General features: G+C 42.6%; 19 protein-coding genes. 9 read left to right on the top strand and 10 right to left on the bottom strand.

What is annotated here, in order from left to right:
• Positions 1-45: 45 nt before the first annotated feature.
• Genes mtnK through AC3ISE_RS07615 form a run of 5 tightly spaced genes read left to right on the top strand, consistent with a single transcriptional unit; the run spans position 46 to position 5,923 of the window.
• A complete protein-coding gene (gene mtnK, locus AC3ISE_RS07635; protein ID WP_489223723.1) occupies positions 46-1,236 on the top strand; it encodes an S-methyl-5-thioribose kinase in 1,191 nt (396 codons plus the stop codon).
• A 12-nt stretch (positions 1,237-1,248) separates the two neighbouring features.
• A complete protein-coding gene (gene mtnA / locus AC3ISE_RS07630) occupies positions 1,249-2,307 on the top strand; it encodes an S-methyl-5-thioribose-1-phosphate isomerase (RefSeq protein ID WP_489223722.1) in 1,059 nt (352 codons plus the stop codon).
• Position 2,308: 1 nt separating this feature from the next.
• Positions 2,309-3,433: a sugar ABC transporter substrate-binding protein gene (locus tag AC3ISE_RS07625; RefSeq protein ID WP_489223721.1), complete on the top strand. Its 1,125-nt coding sequence runs from the start codon at positions 2,309-2,311 to the stop codon at positions 3,431-3,433.
• 2 nt (positions 3,434-3,435) lie between these two features.
• Complete coding sequence (locus AC3ISE_RS07620) at positions 3,436-4,980, top strand: sugar ABC transporter ATP-binding protein (protein WP_489223720.1); 1,545 nt, start codon at positions 3,436-3,438, stop codon at positions 4,978-4,980.
• The gene (locus tag AC3ISE_RS07615) at positions 4,916-5,923 is read left to right on the top strand and encodes an ABC transporter permease (RefSeq protein WP_133311511.1); all 1,008 of its coding nucleotides are present in this window, start codon (positions 4,916-4,918) and stop codon (positions 5,921-5,923) included. Before AC3ISE_RS07620 ends, AC3ISE_RS07615 begins: the two co-directional genes overlap by 65 nt.
• Before the next feature lie 234 nt (positions 5,924-6,157).
• On the opposite strand, the gene AC3ISE_RS07610 is transcribed toward AC3ISE_RS07615, so the two are convergent.
• The 5 genes from AC3ISE_RS07610 to AC3ISE_RS07590 all read right to left on the bottom strand — a co-directional run bounded on the left by AC3ISE_RS07610 (position 6,158) and on the right by AC3ISE_RS07590 (position 11,152).
• Entirely contained in the window at positions 6,158-6,634 is a 477-nt protein-coding gene (locus AC3ISE_RS07610) for a GNAT family N-acetyltransferase (protein WP_489223719.1), read from the bottom strand.
• An 11-nt stretch (positions 6,635-6,645) separates the two neighbouring features.
• Positions 6,646-7,227: a DUF2087 domain-containing protein gene (locus AC3ISE_RS07605; protein WP_489223718.1), complete on the bottom strand. Its 582-nt coding sequence runs from the start codon at positions 7,225-7,227 to the stop codon at positions 6,646-6,648.
• Positions 7,228-7,392: 165 nt separating this feature from the next.
• Positions 7,393-8,223: a tryptophan 2,3-dioxygenase gene (kynA, locus tag AC3ISE_RS07600; protein WP_489223717.1), complete on the bottom strand. Its 831-nt coding sequence runs from the start codon at positions 8,221-8,223 to the stop codon at positions 7,393-7,395.
• 239 nt (positions 8,224-8,462) lie between these two features.
• Complete coding sequence (locus tag AC3ISE_RS07595; protein ID WP_489223716.1) at positions 8,463-8,954, bottom strand: methylated-DNA--[protein]-cysteine S-methyltransferase; 492 nt, start codon at positions 8,952-8,954, stop codon at positions 8,463-8,465.
• A gap of 11 nt (positions 8,955-8,965) precedes the next feature.
• Positions 8,966-11,152 carry a PAS domain S-box protein gene (locus AC3ISE_RS07590; RefSeq protein ID WP_489223715.1) on the bottom strand — a complete coding sequence of 729 codons (2,187 nt, stop codon included), beginning with the start codon at positions 11,150-11,152 and terminating at the stop codon, positions 8,966-8,968.
• A gap of 295 nt (positions 11,153-11,447) precedes the next feature.
• On the opposite strand from AC3ISE_RS07590, the gene AC3ISE_RS07585 reads away from it, so the two are divergent.
• Both AC3ISE_RS07585 and AC3ISE_RS07580 read left to right on the top strand, forming a co-directional pair.
• Positions 11,448-12,494 (top strand): acyltransferase family protein, encoded by a 1,047-nt coding sequence (locus AC3ISE_RS07585; protein ID WP_489223714.1) that lies wholly within the window; start codon positions 11,448-11,450, stop codon positions 12,492-12,494.
• A 119-nt stretch (positions 12,495-12,613) separates the two neighbouring features.
• Positions 12,614-14,380 carry a B12-binding domain-containing radical SAM protein gene (locus AC3ISE_RS07580; protein ID WP_489223713.1) on the top strand — a complete coding sequence of 589 codons (1,767 nt, stop codon included), beginning with the start codon at positions 12,614-12,616 and terminating at the stop codon, positions 14,378-14,380.
• 55 nt (positions 14,381-14,435) lie between these two features.
• On the opposite strand, the gene AC3ISE_RS07575 is transcribed toward AC3ISE_RS07580, so the two are convergent.
• From AC3ISE_RS07575 to AC3ISE_RS07565, 3 genes are all read right to left on the bottom strand, one after another.
• Complete coding sequence (locus AC3ISE_RS07575; protein ID WP_489223712.1) at positions 14,436-14,615, bottom strand: hypothetical protein; 180 nt, start codon at positions 14,613-14,615, stop codon at positions 14,436-14,438.
• Positions 14,612-14,788, bottom strand: a complete 177-nt coding sequence (locus tag AC3ISE_RS07570) for a hypothetical protein (protein WP_165970940.1) — start codon at positions 14,786-14,788, stop codon at positions 14,612-14,614. Before AC3ISE_RS07570 ends, AC3ISE_RS07575 begins: the two co-directional genes overlap by 4 nt.
• A gap of 85 nt (positions 14,789-14,873) precedes the next feature.
• Positions 14,874-15,011, bottom strand: coding sequence for a hypothetical protein (locus tag AC3ISE_RS07565; RefSeq protein ID WP_489223711.1), 138 nt, complete (start codon positions 15,009-15,011; stop codon positions 14,874-14,876).
• A gap of 90 nt (positions 15,012-15,101) precedes the next feature.
• Here AC3ISE_RS07565 and AC3ISE_RS07560 point away from each other — a divergent pair, with 90 nt between their 5' ends.
• Positions 15,102-15,437 (top strand): DUF3905 domain-containing protein, encoded by a 336-nt coding sequence (locus AC3ISE_RS07560; RefSeq protein ID WP_489223710.1) that lies wholly within the window; start codon positions 15,102-15,104, stop codon positions 15,435-15,437.
• Between the two features lie 51 nt (positions 15,438-15,488).
• On the opposite strand, the gene AC3ISE_RS07555 is transcribed toward AC3ISE_RS07560, so the two are convergent.
• On the bottom strand, positions 15,489-17,045 hold the full coding sequence (locus AC3ISE_RS07555; RefSeq protein ID WP_489223709.1) for a bifunctional metallophosphatase/5'-nucleotidase: 1,557 nt from the start codon (positions 17,043-17,045) through the stop codon (positions 15,489-15,491).
• Between the two features lie 296 nt (positions 17,046-17,341).
• Here AC3ISE_RS07555 and AC3ISE_RS07550 point away from each other — a divergent pair, with 296 nt between their 5' ends.
• On the top strand, positions 17,342-18,277 hold the full coding sequence (locus AC3ISE_RS07550; protein WP_489223708.1) for an LCP family protein: 936 nt from the start codon (positions 17,342-17,344) through the stop codon (positions 18,275-18,277).
• Between the two features lie 105 nt (positions 18,278-18,382).
• Here the strand turns inward: AC3ISE_RS07550 and AC3ISE_RS07545 are convergent, their stop codons facing one another.
• Positions 18,383-20,395 carry a penicillin-binding transpeptidase domain-containing protein gene (locus tag AC3ISE_RS07545; protein ID WP_489223707.1) on the bottom strand — a complete coding sequence of 671 codons (2,013 nt, stop codon included), beginning with the start codon at positions 20,393-20,395 and terminating at the stop codon, positions 18,383-18,385.
• Between the last annotated feature and the right edge of the window lie 15 nt (positions 20,396-20,410).

The following is a 20,410-nucleotide window of genomic DNA, read 5'->3' as shown; positions in this document are numbered from 1 at the left end:
TTGCCTGAAAAGCCTCTAACTATTAAATCTGGAGGGTTATAAACCATGTCAAACTATCGATCATCTGCTTATGAACCGTTAACTGAGAGTGCCGCTGTAGCTCTAGCCATCCGACTTGGATTGTTTGAAGAAAAAAGTGTCCTGACGTGCAGGGAAATTGGCGACGGCAACTTGAACCTTGTTTTTCACATAGTGAATCAAAATCAAAAAGGCATCATCATCAAACAGGCGCTTCCTTATGCGAAAGTAATTGGCGAAAGCTGGCCGCTTACTCTTGACCGCGCCAGAATTGAAAGCAGCGCCCTGCTGAAACAGGCAGAAGTGGCAAGTGCCTATGTGCCGAAGATTTATTACACGGATGAAACTCTGGCCATCACGGCAATGGAAGATCTCTCTCATCTGCAGATTGCAAGAGCCGGTTTGATTGCAGGCAAGGACTTCCCGCTTTTAGGAAGACACATCGGCGAGTTTTTAGGAAAAACATTATTCTACAATTCTGATTTCGCACTGAATCCGCAGGTAAAAAAACAGTTTGTCAAACAATTTTCGAACCCCGAGCTTTGCAAAATAACTGAAGATTTCGTCTTTACAGACCCGTTTTTCGACTATGAGTCAAACATCTTTGAAGAAGAGCTGCGACAGGATGCTGAAACCATTTGGAACGATGGTCAGCTAAAACTGGAAGTGGCTAAATTAAAACATAAATTTCTGACAGAAGCTGAAACGCTTGTTCACGGCGATCTTCACACAGGCAGTATTTTTGCAAGTGAAACAGAAACGAAGGTGATTGACCCTGAATTCGCCTACTATGGTCCGATTGGATTCGATCTTGGCCACTTCTTCGCAAACCTTTTAATGAATGCCATTTCAAGGGACGAAGAGAAACAGCAGGTTCTTCTGGATCATATCGAAACAGCCTGGACTGTTTTTGAAAAAGAATTTTCTGAAGCATGGAAGAATGACAGTCTGGAAGCTTACGCAAAAGTGGACGGCTACCTTTCTTTTATTCTTGAAAAAGCGTTTGAAGATGCAATCGGTTTTGCAGGCATTGAAATCATCAGACGGACAATCGGCCTTGCCCACGTAGCGGATCTTGATTCGATTGAACCTTACGAGCGAAAAATTGAAGCAAAACAGCGTGCACTTGATTTAGGAAGCAAGCTTGTTAAGAATCGCCAAGCTATTAAAACTACTGCAGAACTTTCAGATTATTTTAAACAAGTACCTGTCAGATAAGGAGAAATCATCATGTCTTATACAAATACCATCATTCCCCGTTCTGTCGAATGGAAAGAAACGTATATCCGTCTGCTGGATCAGCAAAAGCTCCCTGCTGTGACAGAATATATAAAACTTGAATCGGTCAGAGACGTTTGGGAAGCGATTCAAGCATTAAAAGTGCGCGGTGCTCCTGCCATCGGAATAACCGCCGCCTTTGGCCTTGCTCTAGCTGCCAAACAGTATGAAACCGAGAATTTAGATGAATTTCACAGCCAGCTTACCCGCGATCATGATTATCTTGCAAGCTCAAGACCGACAGCCGTTAATTTATTCTGGGCCCTCGGCAGGCTGGTAAAAAGCGTGCAAGGTGCCGTTTCTGTTAACGAAGCGAAAACCAGCCTGCTTCATGAGGCCATACAAATCCAAGTAGAAGACGAAGCGACGTGCCGCAGAATCGGCGAGAACGCCCTCCCTCTTTTTAAAGACGGTGATTCTGTCATGACGATCTGCAATGCAGGTTCCATTGCTACTGCCCGTTACGGAACGGCTCTTGCACCATTCTATCTTGCTAAAGAAAAAAACATCCATCTATCCGTTTACGCATGTGAAACACGCCCTGTTCTGCAAGGTGCACGCCTCACAACTTGGGAGCTTATGCAGGCAGATGTCGATGTGACGCTGATTACCGACAACATGGCAGCACATACGATTTTCTCAAAAGGCATTTCCGCCATCATCGTCGGGGCAGACCGCATTGCGGCAAATGGGGATACCGCCAATAAAATCGGTACGTATAATCTGGCTCTTTTAGCCGGCGCCTTTCAAATCCCGTTTTATGTTGCAGCCCCGCTTTCTACTTTTGATCCTGAAACGAAAAGCGGTGCAGACATCCCAATTGAGGAACGCGATTCCAAGGAAATTACCCATTTTGGCGGGCAGCAGATTGCCCCTGATCATGTAAAAGTGTTCAATCCTGCTTTTGACGTAACTCCCCATCATCTGATCACGGGAATCATTACAGAAAAAGGCGTTTTATCCGGTGATTATCAATCAGAAATTCAAAGAGTATTCAAGGGGGAAGCTTAAATTGAAAGGGTTCCGGCTATTTATTTTACTGACATTGTTTGTGTTTATATTGGCGGGGTGCACAAGTGAACAGGATGCTGTATCAGGCACTGAGCCGAAAGCTTCTGAAGAAAAGAAAGAAGAAACGGCTGCTGATGTTGCTTCAGGCAGCACCGAAGTACCTGAAGCGGTACAAAAACCGCTCAAAATTGCAGCGATCATGCAGATGTCAATTGGAACGTTTTCTTCACAATACATCTCAGGTGTTCAAGAGCAAGTCGAAAAGTTTGGCGGATCTGTGCAAATTTACAACGCAGATAACGACTTATCAAAAATGGCTACATATGTTGAAACAGCTATCACGCAAAACGTGGATGCCATCTTAATTGACCACGGCCGTGCAGACGCCCTTCAAGGCCCTGTTGAAAAAGCTGTTGCTAAAGGCATCCCTGTTGTAGCCTTTGACAGTGACATCAATGCAGATGGCGTTACCGTCATTGACCAGGACGACTACAGCCTTGCATGGAAATCACTTAAAACATTAGCTGAAGACTTAAACGGCGAAGGTGAAATCGTAACGGTCTGGGTCGCAGGTTTTACGCCAATGGAAAGACGCAACACCATCTATGAAGCGTTCAAACAGCGCTATCCAAACATCAAAGAAGTGGCGAAATTCGGAACAGCAAGCGCCAATACAGCTTTAGATACCCAAACACAGATGGAAGCCATCTTGAAAAAGTACCCGAACAAAGGCGATATTGACGCGGTCTTTGCCGCATGGGATGAGTTTGCAAAAGGGGCCACTCGCGCCATCAAGCAGGCCGGGCGTGATGAAATTAAAGTGTACGGAATTGACTTAAGTGATGAAGACCTTGAACTGATGCAGCAGGAAAACAGCCCTTGGACTGCAACTGCCGCAACGGACCCTGCCGAAGTCGGCCGCGTACAGGTCCGTTTCGCTTATCAAAAGATTGCAGGCGAAGAAACGCCTAACATTTATTCTCTGGAACCGCATCTTGTTGAAAGATCGACGCTTCCTGAGCAATCTATTAAAATGGACTCTCTCTCAGAATATGTTCCAGGATGGGGCACATCCACTGTCGCCACATCACCATGGATGAAAACTCTTGAAACGAAGGGGGAATAAACATGAGCTCCCTCATCATGGATGACATCCACAAATCCTTTGGCGAAGCAGCCGTTTTAAAAGGCGTTTCTTTCACTGTCAAAAAAGGAGAAGTTCATGCGCTGCTTGGCATGAATGGAGCAGGCAAAAGCACGCTGATGAAGATCCTGTCCGGCGATTACAAACCAGATCAGGGGACCATTTCCATAGACGGGAAAGAAGCTGTCTTTCAGCATCCAACTGACGCTAAAAAAGCTGGAATCGGGTTTGTTGTCCAGGAAGTGGACACTGCTCTCTTCCCAACTCTCACAGTCTATGAAAACGTGGCAAACATCCCTGATCAGAAGTCTGCTGCGATTTCATACAAAAAGCTGAAAGCGAACGCAGAAACCGTCCTGCAGCGGGTCGGCCTCAGGATCAATGTAAGCAAGCTGGTTCAGGATTGCACGCTTCCGGAAAAACAGCTGATCTTACTTGCCAAAACCCTTTCTGCATCTGCAAACTACATCATTTTAGATGAGCCGACAGCTCCTCTAAGTGATACAGAAACCAGCATTCTTTTTACCATCATCAGACAGCTGCGCGCAGAAGGTGCAGCGATTATCTACATCTCTCATAAGCTTTCAGAAGTAAAAGAAATCTGCGACAGAGTGACCATTTTACGGGATGGCAAAGTTGTTCACAGCGGGAATACTGCAGACATCGAAATCACAGAGATCGTCAGACATATGATTGGTTCCGCTTTTCAAATTGAGAAAAGAAAAACGGGAAAGACATTTGATAAACCTTTCTTTCATGCAGAAGAAGTCGTCATTGAAAAGTTCGAAAGCAAACTGAGCATCCATGTCCATGAAGGTGAAATTGTCGGAGTAGCTGGGCTTGCAGGCGCTGGAAAAACAGAGCTCGCCGAAGCATTATATGGACTCAGCTCCACAAAAGCTTCAATTGAGCTTAGAGGAAAACGGGTTAAACTCACCTCCCCTGCAGCCGCTATTCAGTCAGGCATTTGCCTGATTCCTGAAGAAAGAAGAAAACAGGGATTGTTTGTTCATGAACCTGTATCGGTGAATTTATCGATTCAGTCGCTCGGCTCCATCACAAAGAGCCTTTGGATTTCAAAGCAAAAGGAACAAGCTTTAGCAAGCCGGCTGATCAGCAGGTTAAATATTTCAGCTGCCTCCCCTTCCATCTCCACAAGTCTGCTGAGCGGAGGTAATCAGCAAAAGGTTGTGATTGGAAAATGGCTTAATACCGATTCCTCACTCTTTCTTTTTGATGAACCGACAAAAGGGATTGATGTCGGCGCCAAAAAAGAAGTCTTCCAGCTGATTCAGCAGCTTGCGGCTGAAGGGAAAGGAATCGTCTATTTTTCAGGTGAATGGGAGGAACTGCTGGAGGTTGCCGACCGCATCATAGTATTGAATAAAGGCAAAGTTGCCAAAGTCCTCACACATGAGGAAGCATCGATAGAAAAGCTCATTTATTATGCATCAGGAGGTGAAGATGATGGAGGAAGCCGTCGTCATCAAGACAAAAAAACAAAGGAGCATTCTGCCCTTTCTGTATAAACACGGCACAATGCTCGTCATTTTAGCTGTGACCATCTACTTCAGCATCGCAGTGGACGAATTTTTAACGTATTCAAATTTCAGTGACATCCTGCGGTCGATTTCAATTGTCACATTTGTTGCAATCGGCATTACTTTTTCACTGATTGTTGATGGATTTGATTTATCTGTAGGATCGACTGTCAGTCTTGCCACGATAGGAAGTGCGGCTGCTCTCGTTTTATTCAGACAGGAATTGCTTGTCGCGCTGCTTGTCCCAATCGTAATCGGAATCGCAGTCGGATTAATCAATTCTTTTTTAGTTGTAAAAGTAAAGCTTCCTGATCTGCTCGCAACACTTGCCGTCATGTATATTGTAAACGGGATTCATTTGACGTACACAAAAGGCTATTCTATTTACAACAGCATGCCGCTTGAAGGCGGCGGAACCGCGACCGGGAAGTTTATTCCCTCGTTTCTTTTCATAGGACAGGGCAGCCTGTTTTCGATTCCCTTTTCAGCTCTGCTGATGATCATTACTGTCATTCTTGTTCACTTGTTTTTGCAGTACACAAAGCCCGGCCGGCTGTTTTATATGACCGGCGGAAACCGTGAAGCTGCAAGACTGTCCGGTATACCTGTTAATCGTTACCGGACATATGCCTATGTGCTGAGCGGGGTTTTTGCAGCGATCGCAGGAATTATCCTTGCATCACGGATCGGAACAGGACAGGTTTCAGCCGGTGCTCCTCTATTGATGGACGGAGTGGCAGCAGCATTTATTGGCATTTCCGTCTTTGGAGCGGGCAAGCCAAATGTCATCGGCACGTTCTTTGGCGCCATCCTGATCGGTATTTTGCTCAACGGTTTAACCATGCTGAATGTTCCTTATTATGCTCAGGACATCATTAAAGGAGCCATTTTGGTTGGTGCGCTGGCATTGTCACATTTACAGAAAAAGTAGAGCGATCATCGCTCTACTTTATTATTTTCTTAAGCTGTTTTCGCAAAGATTGTTGTTTTCATGATAAATGTTGTTTCTTTCCGCTCCAGGAACTTGCTTTCCGCGGGGAGGGTGGGAGCCTCCTCAGCTTCGCTTCCGGGGTCTCCCATTTCCCTCTACTTTCCCGCACGAGTCAAGTTTCTTCCGCTGCAATCCACTTAGGGTCTTTAATATATATTTTTAAAGCAACAGAGTTTACGAAAATAGCCTTTTCTTATAATGGCAGATTGGTCTATTCTCATACATTCCTTCTTTAAAGGCTGTATATCCCATCCGCTGCCAAAATAAATTCCCTCGTTTATTATTTGTCAGCACTCCGAGCCTGACTTCGCTGAAGCCTTCCACGGCAAGGAGCTCCTCTTCTGCTGTTTCATAGGCAAGCTTCGCAAGTCCCTTGCCCTGAACATTGCGGTGAATGATAAATAAGCCAATCCACGGTTTCCCGTCATTTGGATTCAGCGGGCAATATTCAATGATGCCTATTATTTGATTCCCATGTTTAATCATAAACCGTTTTGCATCAACTGCTTTTCCTTCTTCGCGTTCTTTCTGTAAATCTTCTTCCGTCAGACGAGGTTTCCCGCAAGAAATAAGATTAAAATCCGGATTGGAATTCATAATTTCCATTTCAGCACGAAGGTGTTCTTGTTCTCTTGGCTCCAGTTTGATCATCCCATCCGCTCCTATTCAATTTTCGCCCACAATTCTTTAGGATTCAATTCGTAAATGGAGTTTTCCCGGTACATGATGTGATTGACGATAAATTCTCTTCGAATCGTCGCAAAATCCTCATGAAATCTTTTAATGTATTCATTGATCTCTTTTTCCGGGTATTTCTTGCCTGCTTCAAGTCCCTTTGCTAAATGATAGAGAACAATCAGCCTTCTTTTCCGCTGCGGCGGAATGGTTTTCAGCTTTCCGTCCTTCGTTAAGTAATTCCCAAGTATCTTTGTATGCTCTGCTGTTTTTTCCTGATTCACTTCAAGCTCCCCTTTGCCTGTTACAATTTCCATCATGCCAAGTGACAGCTGCTGCAGCAGTTTTTCATTCACCTGAAAATAGATGGTGTTTTTAATCCGTTTTTCTGAAATCAGGCCGATTTCTCTAAGCTTTGTTAAATGGTGTGTAATGGTCGGCGGTGTCAGTCCGAGAATCCCCGCAAGCGCCTGACCGTTTTTGGGACCTTTGGATAAAAGGGCCAGAATGCGGATCCGGGTCGCATCTCCCATAACTTTATGAAACGTGACGAGTTTGTTCAGCTGCATGGGTTCCTCCTTGATTAGATAATTATCTAATTAGATGATAATCGAATTTCTAAATCATTGTCAATTGAATAATTGGAATTTTTTATATTTTTTCAGGCAAAACTCATGAGTTGAACAATTTACAACAAAAAATGCCCAATTCCAAATGGAATGGGCATGCAATCCTTACAGCTTCGTCCGTACATCCCAAAGCTCCGGAAAAAAACGATGGTCGAGCACCTTCTTTAAATACGTGACACCTGATGAGCCGCCTGTTCCTTTTTTGAAGCCGATGATGCGTTCAACTGTTTTCATGTGTCTGAAGCGCCATTGCTGCAGCCAGTCTTCGATATCAATCAATTTTTCAGCAAGTTCGTATAAGTCCCAGTACGTCTCTGGGCTGCGGTACACTTCAAGCCACGCAGCCTCAACTGCCGGATCACCTTTATAGGTAACGGTTACGTCCCTGTTCAGTGTTTCATCAGGAATAGGAAGGCCCGCTGCTGCCAATGCTTGAATCGATACGTCATAGATACTTGGCTTATGGAGCGCTTCAGTCAGCGCACGGTGCAAAACTGGATCTTTCTTATAGATTTCCAATACATGTGTAGTTTTGTATCCCAATGCAAATTCAATCATCCGGTATTGATGAGACTGGAAGCCTGATGCTTGTCCGAGTTTGTCGCGGAACTGGACATATTCTGATGGTGTTAAGGTTGAAAGAACGTCCCAGGCTTCAATGATTTGAGATTGAATTTTTGATACGCGCGCAAGCATTTTAAAAGCCATCGATAATTCCCCTTTTTCAATGGCTTCAATGCTTGCGCTCAGTTCATGAAGAATCAGTTTCATCCACAGCTCGCTTACTTGATGAATGATGATAAACAGCATTTCATCATGATGGCCAGACAACCGCTTCTGGCTGCTGAGCAGCGGTTCTAAGTGAAGGTACTCTCCGTATGTCATCCGATTGATAAAATCGGTGTGTATCCCCTTTTCGTCTTTTGGATCTTTCATTTTATCTCCCCCTCACACCAAAAGAGCTCAGACTGGTGCTGAACTCCTCTATTTTTTGCTCAATATCGTTTTTTTCTGATCTTCTGTAATCACATTCATTTTTGAAAATAAATCAGCATAGAATGCGAGTTTATTTGGACGTTTCCACACTCTCATCACACACCTTTTTTGCACCGGGGCAACTTTTTTAACTATACTAAATAATATGTCGCGCGGGTAAGTGTGTGACAAGCAAATTATTAGTTATAGGAAATTTTTTCAAGGTCAAGAAGAACGGCCTTTAATTCCGTCTTTGTGCCTGCATATCCTGTCAGCATTCCTTTAGCGCCAATCACGCGGTGACAAGGGATAAAGATGGGCAGCGAATTTTTCTTGTTGGCCTGTCCAACAGCACGGACCGCTTTTGGTTTGCCGATTTTGACAGCGACATCAAGATAAGTCCTTGACTCGCCATAAGGAATCTCTGAAAGAGCGGACCATACTTGTTCTTGAAAAACCGTCCCTTCCTGCTTGAAAGGCAGCTGAAAAGAGGTTCTACCTCCTTCGAAATATTCGGATAATTGTTTTTTTGCTTCCTTTAATAAATGATGCTCATCTGATTGCTGCATTGGGTGTTTGAGCAAATGTTCTTCAAATTGTTCCTCTGTAAGGAACACCCTTGTAATAAAGTGATCATCAGCTGTTACGATCACTATGCCAATTGGTGTGTGAACTGCTGTGTATGCTTGCATATGGATTCCTCTCACATGGTTTGTCTGATCGGCAGTGTGATGTGAAACGCTGTACCATTTCCGACTTTGCTTTCAACCTCCACTTTGCCGCAGTGCTCTTCAATGATCTTATAGCTGACCATTAAACCAAGGCCAGTTCCTCTGTCTTTTGTAGTATAGAATGGTTCTCCAAGACGCTTGATTTTATCTTCAGGAATTCCGGATCCTTCATCAATAATTGAGACTTGAAGTTCATTTTCATTTTTGACCAGAATATCTACCTGAATCGTGCCTCCGCTTGGCATCACTTCAATCGCATTTTTCAAAATGTTGATAAATACTTGTTTCAGCTGATTTGGCTCACAATAAACAAGCGGGACAGACCCATTATGATTTAATTGGATCTGTACATTTACAAGAATTGCCTGGGCGTTCAGCAGATCAATCGTTTCCTTCATAATGGTGACGACATCTTTTTCCTGATAGGAGATCGCCTGGGGCTTTGCAAGGATCAAAAACTCGGTAATGATGGATTCAATCCTGCTCAGCTCAGATGTTATGACATTAAAGTACATCGAAAAATCTTCTTTGACATTCGCTTCAAGAAGCTGAATAAATCCCTTTAATGCCGTCATCGGATTGCGGATTTCATGAGCAATTCCAGCTGCGAGTTCACCGACGACACTCAATGTATCTGATTTGCGAAGCCGTTCTTCCAATTCTTTCTTTTCTGTAATGTCGCGGAAGATCGCAAGGTTCATGTTTTCAATTATGTTCCGTTTTAATGAAAACTCCAGGATTTTTTCTTTATTATTTTGAAGCTTAAACGGGATTTCCTCTGTTGTTTCATCGATAAAATACATTGAATTCCCTTCTATTTTATCGTAGGAAATCAACTCGTGCAGGTTGTATTTATGAATCTCGCCAAGCGGAATTTCTAGGATATGGCTTGCGGTCGGATTCGCGTCGATAATCGTGTAGCTGTCATCAATCAGCACAATGCCGTCCATCGCTCCGTTAAAAATCTTCCTAAATTTCTGTTCACTTTCGCGAAGCTCTTTTTCCATGCGTTTACGATCGCTGACATTCCTGAGAATCGTCAAATGATGGCCATCTGTCACGTCCATTTTCGATGTGAATTCAAGCTGTTTGCATTGTCCGTTTGGCATGTAAAACAATAATTCCTCCCGGATGGCGCCTTTTCGCACATATTCTTTTTTAGCGGCTCTGAACTTCAGATCGCTTAAGTCCATAAAGTCGTAAATACTGCTGCTGATTAAATTCTCTATCGACAATTCAAAGGTCCTGCAGGCAGACTGATTGGCACTGATGATTCTGCCGTCATTGTTCCAGATAATGATGGCATCGATTGCATTCTCAAAGATCTCCCTGAATCGTTCCTCGCTCTTAAAGAGCTTCATTTCCATATTCCGTTTGTCGGTAATATCCCTCATAATCGCCATATTAAATCCGCTCAGCACATTTGATGTTGAGGTGAATTCAAACACTTTTTTTCTTCCTGACTGAAGGAGAACAGGCATTTCGCCTTTGGCACGGCCTCCCTCGTTCAGGATCGACCACAGCTTATCAAGCTTAAACTGATTTTCGCCTTCAATAAAATCATCCAGTTTAAATGAACTCAGTTTGCTTTTATCAATTTCAAAATTTTGACAGAACGAACCGTTTGCATCGATAAACTGGCCGCTGCCGTCAAAAATGACAATCCCGTCCACAGCCCGGTGAAAAAGATCTTTAAAGAGCTGTTCATTGATTGTCCGTTCCCGCTCAAGCATTTTATTAGAGGAAATATCGCGCATTAACGCTAAATGCTTCGTTCCAAGTGCATTTTTCTGAATGGAAATCTCGACGAATTTCACTTGTCCATTGTCAAGCTTAATAATCAGCTCATCTGAGGTCTGATCATGATCCCTCAGTTCTTCCACCTGCTTATGAAGCTGCTGATGAGGAACCAGAGATAAAAAATCGCACATTTTCCGCTTCTGCATTTCTTTTTTTGTCAGTTGAAAAAGGTGGCATGCTGATTTATTGCAATCTATAAAATGAAATGTCTCATCAATAATAATGATGGCTTCCATTGCACTTTCAAAGACGATTTCATGTTGACGGCTGTTTTCCAGAAGGCGTTTGTTTTCCATTTCCAGCAACTTAATCTGTTCCTGCAGCGATGTGATTTCACATTTATTGATAACTTGGCTCATGCTATTTTTCGCTCCTTGCCGCCGGGCAAATTTTCATCCTTTTTAAATTCAACATGAAACTGAATTGTCCTTCATCATTTTCTTTTAAGTGACAATTTTACTCCATAGTACCTACACAAACAATTCAATTCAGACAAAAAATGCAAATATTTTAACATTTTACATATACCTTACATGTTCTTTACAATCCTTTTAAAATGGCTTATATTCCAACCTGGCTGTTTTAAACTCTTTGTAAGATGGGTAAAAGGGTAACAAAGATTGCTTGTGGGGAAACTAAACTCGGGAGCCTCTTATGACTTCTGTGAAAATGGGTGATTGTATGAAAAATCGTGAGAGCTATTTCGATAATGCGAAGTTTATTCTGATCATACTTGTTGTGTTTGGTCATGTAATTCGCTCATTTATTGATGATAATGAATTTATGCTGAATGTTTATAAGTTTTTGTATACCTTTCATATGCCGGCCTTTATTTTAATATCAGGGTTCTTTGCTAAAGGATACAACAAAAAGGGCTATGTGCAGAAAATCTTTAAAAAACTGATTATCCCTTATTTGATCTTTCAGGGAATTTACTCTGTGTATTACTTCTTAGTGGAATCCGGAAACACGCTTGCTGTTGATCCATTTGATCCTCACTGGTCGCTGTGGTTCCTTATGAGTTTATTCTTTTGGAATCTGTTCTTATTTGCTTACACTAAACTCGATAAGCGACTGGCGATGCTGATTGCAATCGGACTTGGAGTAGCGATCGGCTATGTTGATTCAGCCAGCAATTACTTGAGTGTATCCAGAACATTTGTGTTCTTCCCGCTCTTTTTAACTGGATTCTATCTTGATAAATCACATTTTAAGAAATTAACAACGGCGAAGGTTCGTTTAGCATCCATTGCATTATTGCTTGTAACGTTTATTGCCTATTTCAATCTTGATTTTGATTATGAATGGCTGTTCGGGTCGAAGCCCTATTCTGCAGTAAGCAATGCAGATGCGGCAGATGCATTTATCCGATTAGGATTTTACAGTCTGACATTTATTCTGACATTCAGTTTTCTGTCCCTGATACCGAAGAGAAACTTTTTCTTCACTCATTGGGGTACAAGAACATTCTACGTTTATCTGCTGCACGGTTTCATTGTCAAATCGTTCAGAAACAGTGAGGCTCTTGAATGGCTTAAGGATTATCAGAGCGTCACGCTGATTATTCTCCTGTCCATTCTGTTAACGTTTATGTTATCAACAAACTTTGTCAAAACTGTGACACAGCCGATCATTGAGCTTAAGGCTACGAATTTAAAGAAATACTTTAAGAACAGAGAAGAAAAGGTTCAATACAGATAGAAATAAACCATCACCATCACCGGTGATGGTTTTTTCCATGTATTATACTCTCCTTCTTTTATGGCTAAAATGTGATAGAATAGATTGATTCAAAAATTAAGGTAGAAGTGGTGTTTTAAATGAAAGTTGTACTGAGTACATTAAATGCAAAATATATCCATACAAGTCTTGCCCTCCGCTGTTTAAAAGCACATGCACAGCCTGAATTCGATGTGACGCTTGCTGAGTATACGATTAAAGATCCTGCTATGAATGTCGTAACAGATCTTTTCCGCATGCAGCCTGATGTTGTCGGTTTCAGCTGTTATATATGGAACATAGAAGAAACAATTAAGATTATTAAAATGATGAAAAAGATAAATCCTTCGCTGATCATTATGCTTGGCGGTCCAGAAGTAACGTACGATACAAGAGAATGGATGGAGCAGATTCCCGAGGTCGACCACATCGTCATCGGTGAAGGAGAAGAAACGTTTAAACAGTTTCTTCAAGAGCTTCAGGCAGAACAAAACTTTAAAAACGTAAGCGGAATTGCCTATAGAGAGAATGGCAGCATTATGATTAATCCGCAGCGAAATAAAATCAATCTGGCTGAACTCGCCTCTCCCTTCCGTTTCGAAGAAGATATTCCCCACCTCTCAAAGCGCGTCACGTATATTGAAACGAGCAGAGGCTGCCCGTTCAGCTGTCAGTTCTGTCTTTCATCAATTGAAGTAGGCGTACGTTATTTTGATCGCGAAAAAGTAAAAGACGACATTCGCTACTTGATGAAAAACGGAGCAAAAACGATTAAATTTGTGGACCGTACGTTTAATATCAGCAGAAGCTATGCAATGGAGATGTTCCAGTTTTTAATTGACGAGCATCTTCCTGGAACCGTGTTCCAGTTTGAAATTACCGCAGACATCATGCGTCCAGAGGTCATTCAATTTTTAAACGACAACGCTCCAAAAGGATTGTTCCGCTTTGAAATCGGCGTTCAGTCCACAAATGATGCTACGAATGATCTTGTGATGAGACGCCAGAACTTCAGCAAATTGACACGCACTGTCACAATGGTAAAAGAAGGCGGAAAAATTGATCAGCATCTGGATTTAATTGCAGGACTTCCAGAGGAAGATTATACGTCATTCCGTAAAACCTTTAATGATGTGTTTGAAATGCGCCCTGAAGAAATGCAGCTAGGATTCCTGAAAATGCTTCGCGGCACTGGCTTGCGCCTGCGAGCCGCTGATCATGATTATGTCTATATGGACCACTCTCCATATGAGATTTTAAAAAACAATGTGCTTCCGTTTGAGGACATTGTGAAGATCAAACAAGTTGAGGATGTTCTCGAGAAGTATTGGAACGACCATCGCATGGATGCAACGATTGAATATCTCATCAGAGACGTCTTTGAAACTCCGTTTGACTTCTTCCAGGCATTCGGAACGTATTGGGATGAACAGGGCTGGGTCCGAATCGGACATCAGCTGGAAGACTTATTTAAACGTCTATATACCTTCCTGTCCACTCATTATAAAGAGCAGGCAGCCATTGCTGAAGGCTTTATGAAGTTTGATTATCTGTCTTCTCAAAAACATAAACCGCGCAAGCCTTGGTGGGATGATATGCTGTCAAAAACAGAAAGAAGCAAGCTCTATCAAACCATTCTCTCAAATCCTGGGCTGCTTGGCGAAGAATTTGAAAAGAAAGCATTCGCTGAAAAAGATTTATACAAGCATACTGTGCTTGATAAAGTGCCGTTCCAGCTTGATGACTATTTAAGAACGGGCGAACTGATCATGGGAGAGAGCATTGTCCTTGTGCATTACGATCCAATCACGCTGAAGACGACTCCTTACGCAGTGACAGAACGAAAACTTGAAGATAAAGTTAGTTAACACGAAAAGCGGAACCAGATGCTCAAGCATCAGCGGTTCCGCTTTTCTTTTTCCCTTAACTCTCTTGCTTGCCGCTTTTTTTACATGCCTTTGCTTTTTTCTCTGCAAATGCATCTATAAATTTGGCTGAGTTGTAATCGCCCATTTCGGTTCCAAACTCTTCTTCAAGAAGACTTGGCTCCATCGGCTTTTTATGCTGTTCGCTTTGCGCGCTTTTGTTTGTTTTTTTGGTCATGAAAATGAACCTCCGGAGCGCCCTTTGCTTCCATTTTTGCTGTTGCGGTTTGCGCCTTTAGCCGGATTTTCCTGACTGTATACAGCCTCGCTTGAGAATTCCGTATCAGGCAGGCTTTCTTTCGGTGTGAAATTGTTTTTTAGCGCTTGATCTCTTGCAGCTTTTCTTTTCATGAAAATCCCCCTCATCAGATGTGTGAGAATTCCTCACTACATTTAGTGTGAGTCATACGTTTCATCTTATGAGAGGGAAAACGAGTCAATTATGTTCTTGTTTGTGCTGATATGCGATGAGAACGATCTCATCGCCTGTTTCAGCGCGAAGCTCATTTTCCATTTTCTTCACTTTTTCTAAATATTCGTCCTGAAGCATGGCGACTGGAAATTCCTGATTCATGATGATCACTCCTTTTTTAGTAGCATAGCCAGAGGCATTCTTTCATATCCGGGCTTTTAAAAGAACATACTAAAAATGGAGGTGAACAGGATGAGTAAAAAAGATGAGTATTCTTTAGACGATACCCTTCCCCATCAAGCCAGTGCCCCGTCATGGAAAGGTACAGGAATCAGCATGCAAAAGCCCTTCATCAACGAGCACGGTGTGGTCATTGGAGACAGTTTTTATGACTCCAGACAATCTCCCTTAAACCAATGGAGTGATGAAATTGACCCTGCGATTATGGCTGGCGATCAATGGGTTCATCCAACAAACGACATCGGCTGGAATACTGGTGAGAACCGGGAGCTGATTGAAAGCAAAAAAAAGCCCGAGGGCTTTCCTTTTACGCATCCGGATAAAGATGCAGGATATGGACAGGACTGACTAGTCATCTTTTGGAAATAAGTCGAAGCGTATTTTTGCTTCGGCTTAATGTTAATTAATTTTATCAAGCTTACCCGCTAGTACATCTGATAATTCAGGTCCCATTTTAATCAGTTCCGTTTGTTTAAACCCCTTAAATCCGTCACCGCCCGAAGCAAGGTAGTTGCTTGTTGCGACTGTATAAGTGCGTTGATCCTCAATTTGTTCTCCCTTTATGGTCTTTATATCACTGATTCTTCCACCTAAAGGAGCATTTCGATTAATGGAATAGGTGATTCCTTCTGTCTGAAGCAAATTTTCAGCTTTTAAAGCCCACTGCTGTTCAAGGATGTTTTTTAATTCTTTTCCGGTCATTGAAATTTTTACTGCGTAATGGTGAAAAGGAAGAGCGGCTATAACCTGCTGCTTCGTTATGTCTCCTGCTTTTAAACTCTCGCGTATACCGCCATGGTGGACCATGGAGATCTCTGTGTTCATTTCCTCATTCATCGCGACTGCTATGAAGCCTGCTAAAGGAGACTCACCGTGATCATTCTTCTTTCTGGAAAGATTTTGAGGAAGACTTCCAACAGGAGTGCTGTATTCTTCTCCAATCCTATCCTCATATTTCTTAATCAGCTGAAGGACAGATTGGTCAGGCTTGACGGTATTATGGTCAGTTAAGACAATTTCAGCCTCTTTTTGAACGATTTCTTTCTTTTTGCGGTCAATCGTTAATGTTACGTCTGATAGAGCTTTTCCATACGAGTAGCTTTGAACGATCAGCTTGTTATCTACAACCGTATTGGCATGCTGATGACTGTGCGCTCCGAAGATCACATCGACTTCATCACTTATGCTGGGAGCCATCTCGGTTAAAGCTTCGCCTGCGTTCTCTCCGTTTTCATCTGAATTCGCACCTACATGCGCTAGAACGACGATGGATTTTACCCCTTTTTTATTTAATTGATCGACTGTTTGATTGATAGCTTCTGTTTCATCAATGATTTCAATTTGCTCTTGATTTTCCGGAAGCAGAAATTGATTCGTTTCTGTCGTGACGACACCGATAAATCCAATTCTGACACCATCTATTTCTTTTATGGAATAAGCGGGAAACATCGGTTTTCCTGTTTTTTTATTGATGACATTTGCTGAAATATAATCCGAATGAGTGCCTTTAAAGAAACCTGTTTTAGGATGGAATCCGCCGCTTACAAGACGCGTGAGTTCGTCTGCTCCCTGATCAAATTCGTGGTTTCCGGGAGTGCCGACATCTACACGGAGCTGATTTAAGAATTCTGCGGTCGGTTCATCTTGAAAAAGAGAAGAAATGGGAGGACTTCCGCCTGTCATATCGCCTGCATGAACAAGCATCGTGTGTTCGTGTTCCTGTCTAAGTCTGTTTACATGAGCAGATAGATATTCTGCACCGCCAACTTTTTTTCCAGAAAGCACAGAATGCGTATTCAGCTGCCCATGCAAATCATTCATGCCAAGCAAATGAATCTCTGAAAGCTGATTTTCACCTGTACCGGCGCGTCCCTGACTCCCACCATACACGGATGCAAGAAAAAGGATAAACACGACTAAAAAGAACATGGATGCCATTTTCACAGTATGCTTCAAATCTGCTTCCCTCCTTTTGATGCTTCTAACGTAGCACGCCAGAATGAAGGGCATCTAAAGTTCAGGTAAAGGATTGTTAAGTTTTGTAAAGAAAAGAAAAAAGAATGGAATTCATTCCTTTTCGCGCGATCCTGCTTCATTTTCCTCTGTTCAACGGCTTTGAAATCCTTTACAATAGGATACCTGAGCTTATAGAGGGATTCATCCAATCAATTCCAAAATCTAACATCCCACATATTAGGTAAAAGCAAGTATACTAGTAGTCAGTTCCAATGTTTTAGAAATGAGGGTTTACTATGCGTTCAGATAAACATCTGCAAAAGAAAAAAAGCGGCAAAAAGAGAGTCCTGATCTTTTTCTCAATCTTTACTCTACTGTTTGCGGGACTTAGCTGGTTCGCCTACGATCAATTTCTCTCAGGCGTGAATAAAACCGCAGCAGAATCAAATATAAAAAAGAAGGACTTCACCTTTAACGGCCAAAAAGATGAAAATGGAAATACAAATATTCTTGTGCTTGGCAGTGATTCAAGAGGAGAAAAACATCCGCGCACAGATACAATCATGATTGCTCAATACAATGAAAAAACAAATAAACCAAAGCTGCTTTCGATAATGCGGGATTCCTACGTGGAAATTCCGGGTCACGGCCAGAATAAAATTAATGCCGCATTTGCCATCGGCGGTCCTGACCTGCTGCGCAAAACCATCAAGCATAACTTTGATATCGATATTCAGCATTATGCAATCATTGACTTTAAAGGATTCGAAAGCATGATTGATACAGCCTTTCCAGAAGGCGTAGGAATAAATGTCGAGCAGCAAATGTCAGAAAAAATCGGTGTAACAATAGAACCCGGACTGCAGAAGCTAGACGGTGAGCACTTATTGGGATACGTGCGCTACCGCGGCGGAGCCGACAGTGACTTCGGCAGAGTAAGGCGCCAGCAGGAAGTGATGAATCTGTTAATGAAAGATATGCTTACTGTAGAGGGCGTAACAAAACTCCCTAAATTGGCTGGAGTCATCACACCTTATATTAATACCAATGTGGATACGTCCACTGGGATTTTCATTGCAAAAGACATGATTACAAACAAATCCGATTTAGAAACAATGCGCATTCCCGTTGACGGCACCTTTGAAAATGCCCGATATGACGGAGCGGGATCTGTGTTGGATCTAAATATTGAGGAAAATAAAGAAGCGATTCGAACGTTTATGAATTCATGAAAAAAAGCTATTGCCGCTGGCAATAGCTTTTTTCAATATGAGAGGCTCATTATAGGCATATATTTACGATCGTGAAGGTAACATTCTGTCCATTTACTATTACATTCACTTCAAATAGCTTGAAAATACATTTTTGACCTTCGGAACGACGTAATGACTGCCTCCGCGGTCTTTTACATCTTCTATCATCATCGTAATTAATAGTTCAGGGTTCTCGGTGTTCATTCCGACAAACCAGCCATTTTCTTTTCCGATCTCTTCCTTAGTCGTTTTCAGTTCCGCGGTTCCTGTTTTGCCGGCAAGCTTGATATTCGGTAATTTCGGCTTGTTAGCTGTTCCGTTTGGATCTTCTACAACTTTGACCAAATCAGAAAGAATAATTGAGTTCTGCTCAGGACTGATAATGCCTTCCTTCCAAATTTCAGGTGCAGGCTGTTCTTTTTTCTCCAGATACGGCTTGAGCATGCTGCCTTCGTTCAAAAAGACGGTATAGGCCGCTGCAAGGTGTACAGGGCTCATCAGCACTTCCCCTTGTCCGTAGCCTGAGTCTGCGAGCAAAACTCCACCAGCCGCTAAATCAGAATTTGAGATGGATGATGCTGCAATTGGAAAAGCATAATCAATGTCTTCACTGAATCCAAATTCCTCTAAGCCCTTTTTAAATGCTTCCGGTCCGATATCTAAAGCAGCTTGAGCAAAATAGATGTTATCGGATGAGACAAGTGCACGTTCTAAGTTTACCGATGAATAGTTATCTGATACTCTCGTAATCGTATATTTGCCCCACTCAGGCCCTTTTTGCCATGTCAGGCCATTAATTTTCTTAACAGCTTCAGGATCAATGCTTCCCGTCTTTAACCCCACCGCTGCCGTAATTGCCTTAAAGGTTGAACCCGGTGAAAAGGTTTTGTTGAATTTCGCGCTGAGCGGTTTTTGCGGATGTTCAGCCAGTGTCTTGTAAGCCGCGCCAGACATTCCAAAAACAAAGGCATTCGGATTATAGGATGGACTGCTGACCATCGCCAGGGTCTCTCCTGTTTTAGGGTGGAGGGCAACAGCAGTGCCTGAGTCCCCTTTCAGCTGATTATAGAGCTGCTTTTGCAGGTCAGTATCAATGGTGACTGTGATATCTTCCCCATTTTCAGCAGGCGTTTCCGCAATCGTTTCATTGGAAGCTTCAATAAAGATTCTGTAGCCCGGCTTTCCTCTCAGGCGTTCCTCGTACACATATTCAAGGCCTGTCTTTCCGATTTGCGAGGTGCTTGTATAGCCTTTATCTTTTAGCTTCTCAAGCTGCTCAGCTGTGATGCTGCCGACATATCCGGACAGATGGGCAGAGCTTTCTCCCTGCGGATAATATCTGCTGTCAACATCTGCTTTTTGAAAGCCCGGCAGAGAGGTTACTTTTATAAGAAGCTCCTTATTGGCAGGATCGACTTTCACAATTGGCACAGAAACATCAGGTTTGACCCAGTTTGCCGAAAGCTTCGCGTCGATGTCCTGTAAGGAAAGATTCAGCAATTTAGCAGCTTCCGCTTTTACCTTTTCAGGCTCATCGCCAAGCTGCCCGGGAACAACTTGAATTTCAGGAACTTTTGCCTGTATGGCGATTCCTTTTCCGTTTTTATCAAAAATACTTCCCCGAAGCGGATTTAGTTCAGAAACGCGGACTGCATCCCCTTCCTTCAGCTGAGGAAAAATCATTGCTGGATTCCATGCTAAAAACCAATTTTCTTCTTTCTCCGTTTCTTCCTGGACAAAAACAGCATCCTGTTCAAACTTCACCGGACCTGCAATTGTCTCCATTTTTAATGCATATGGCAGAGAAGCTTTTTTCTCATCTCCCCTGTCTGCATCCTCTTCCGGTTTGTTATATGTAACATTCAAATTGCTGACTTCAATGGATTCATAGATTTTTTTGTATCGGTCTGTAAACTCTTTTTCGGTCATTTTGCTTTTGGCGTCTGCTGATAGGAAATCGTACATCTCGTTAAATTTTTGCTCGTTCCACAGGCTGACATATTCCTGAAATCTCTCTTCAGGTGTCGGCCCTTTTGAACAGCCGCCTAAAATGATGAGCAGCAGCACGATTGCAGCGAGTATAGGACTTTTCTTCACAATATCTGATCTCTC

The organism is Metabacillus sp. KH_069 (assembly GCF_057838075.1).
Note: the sequence above shows the minus strand (reverse complement) of the source record. Positions and strands in the feature narration are given on the sequence as shown.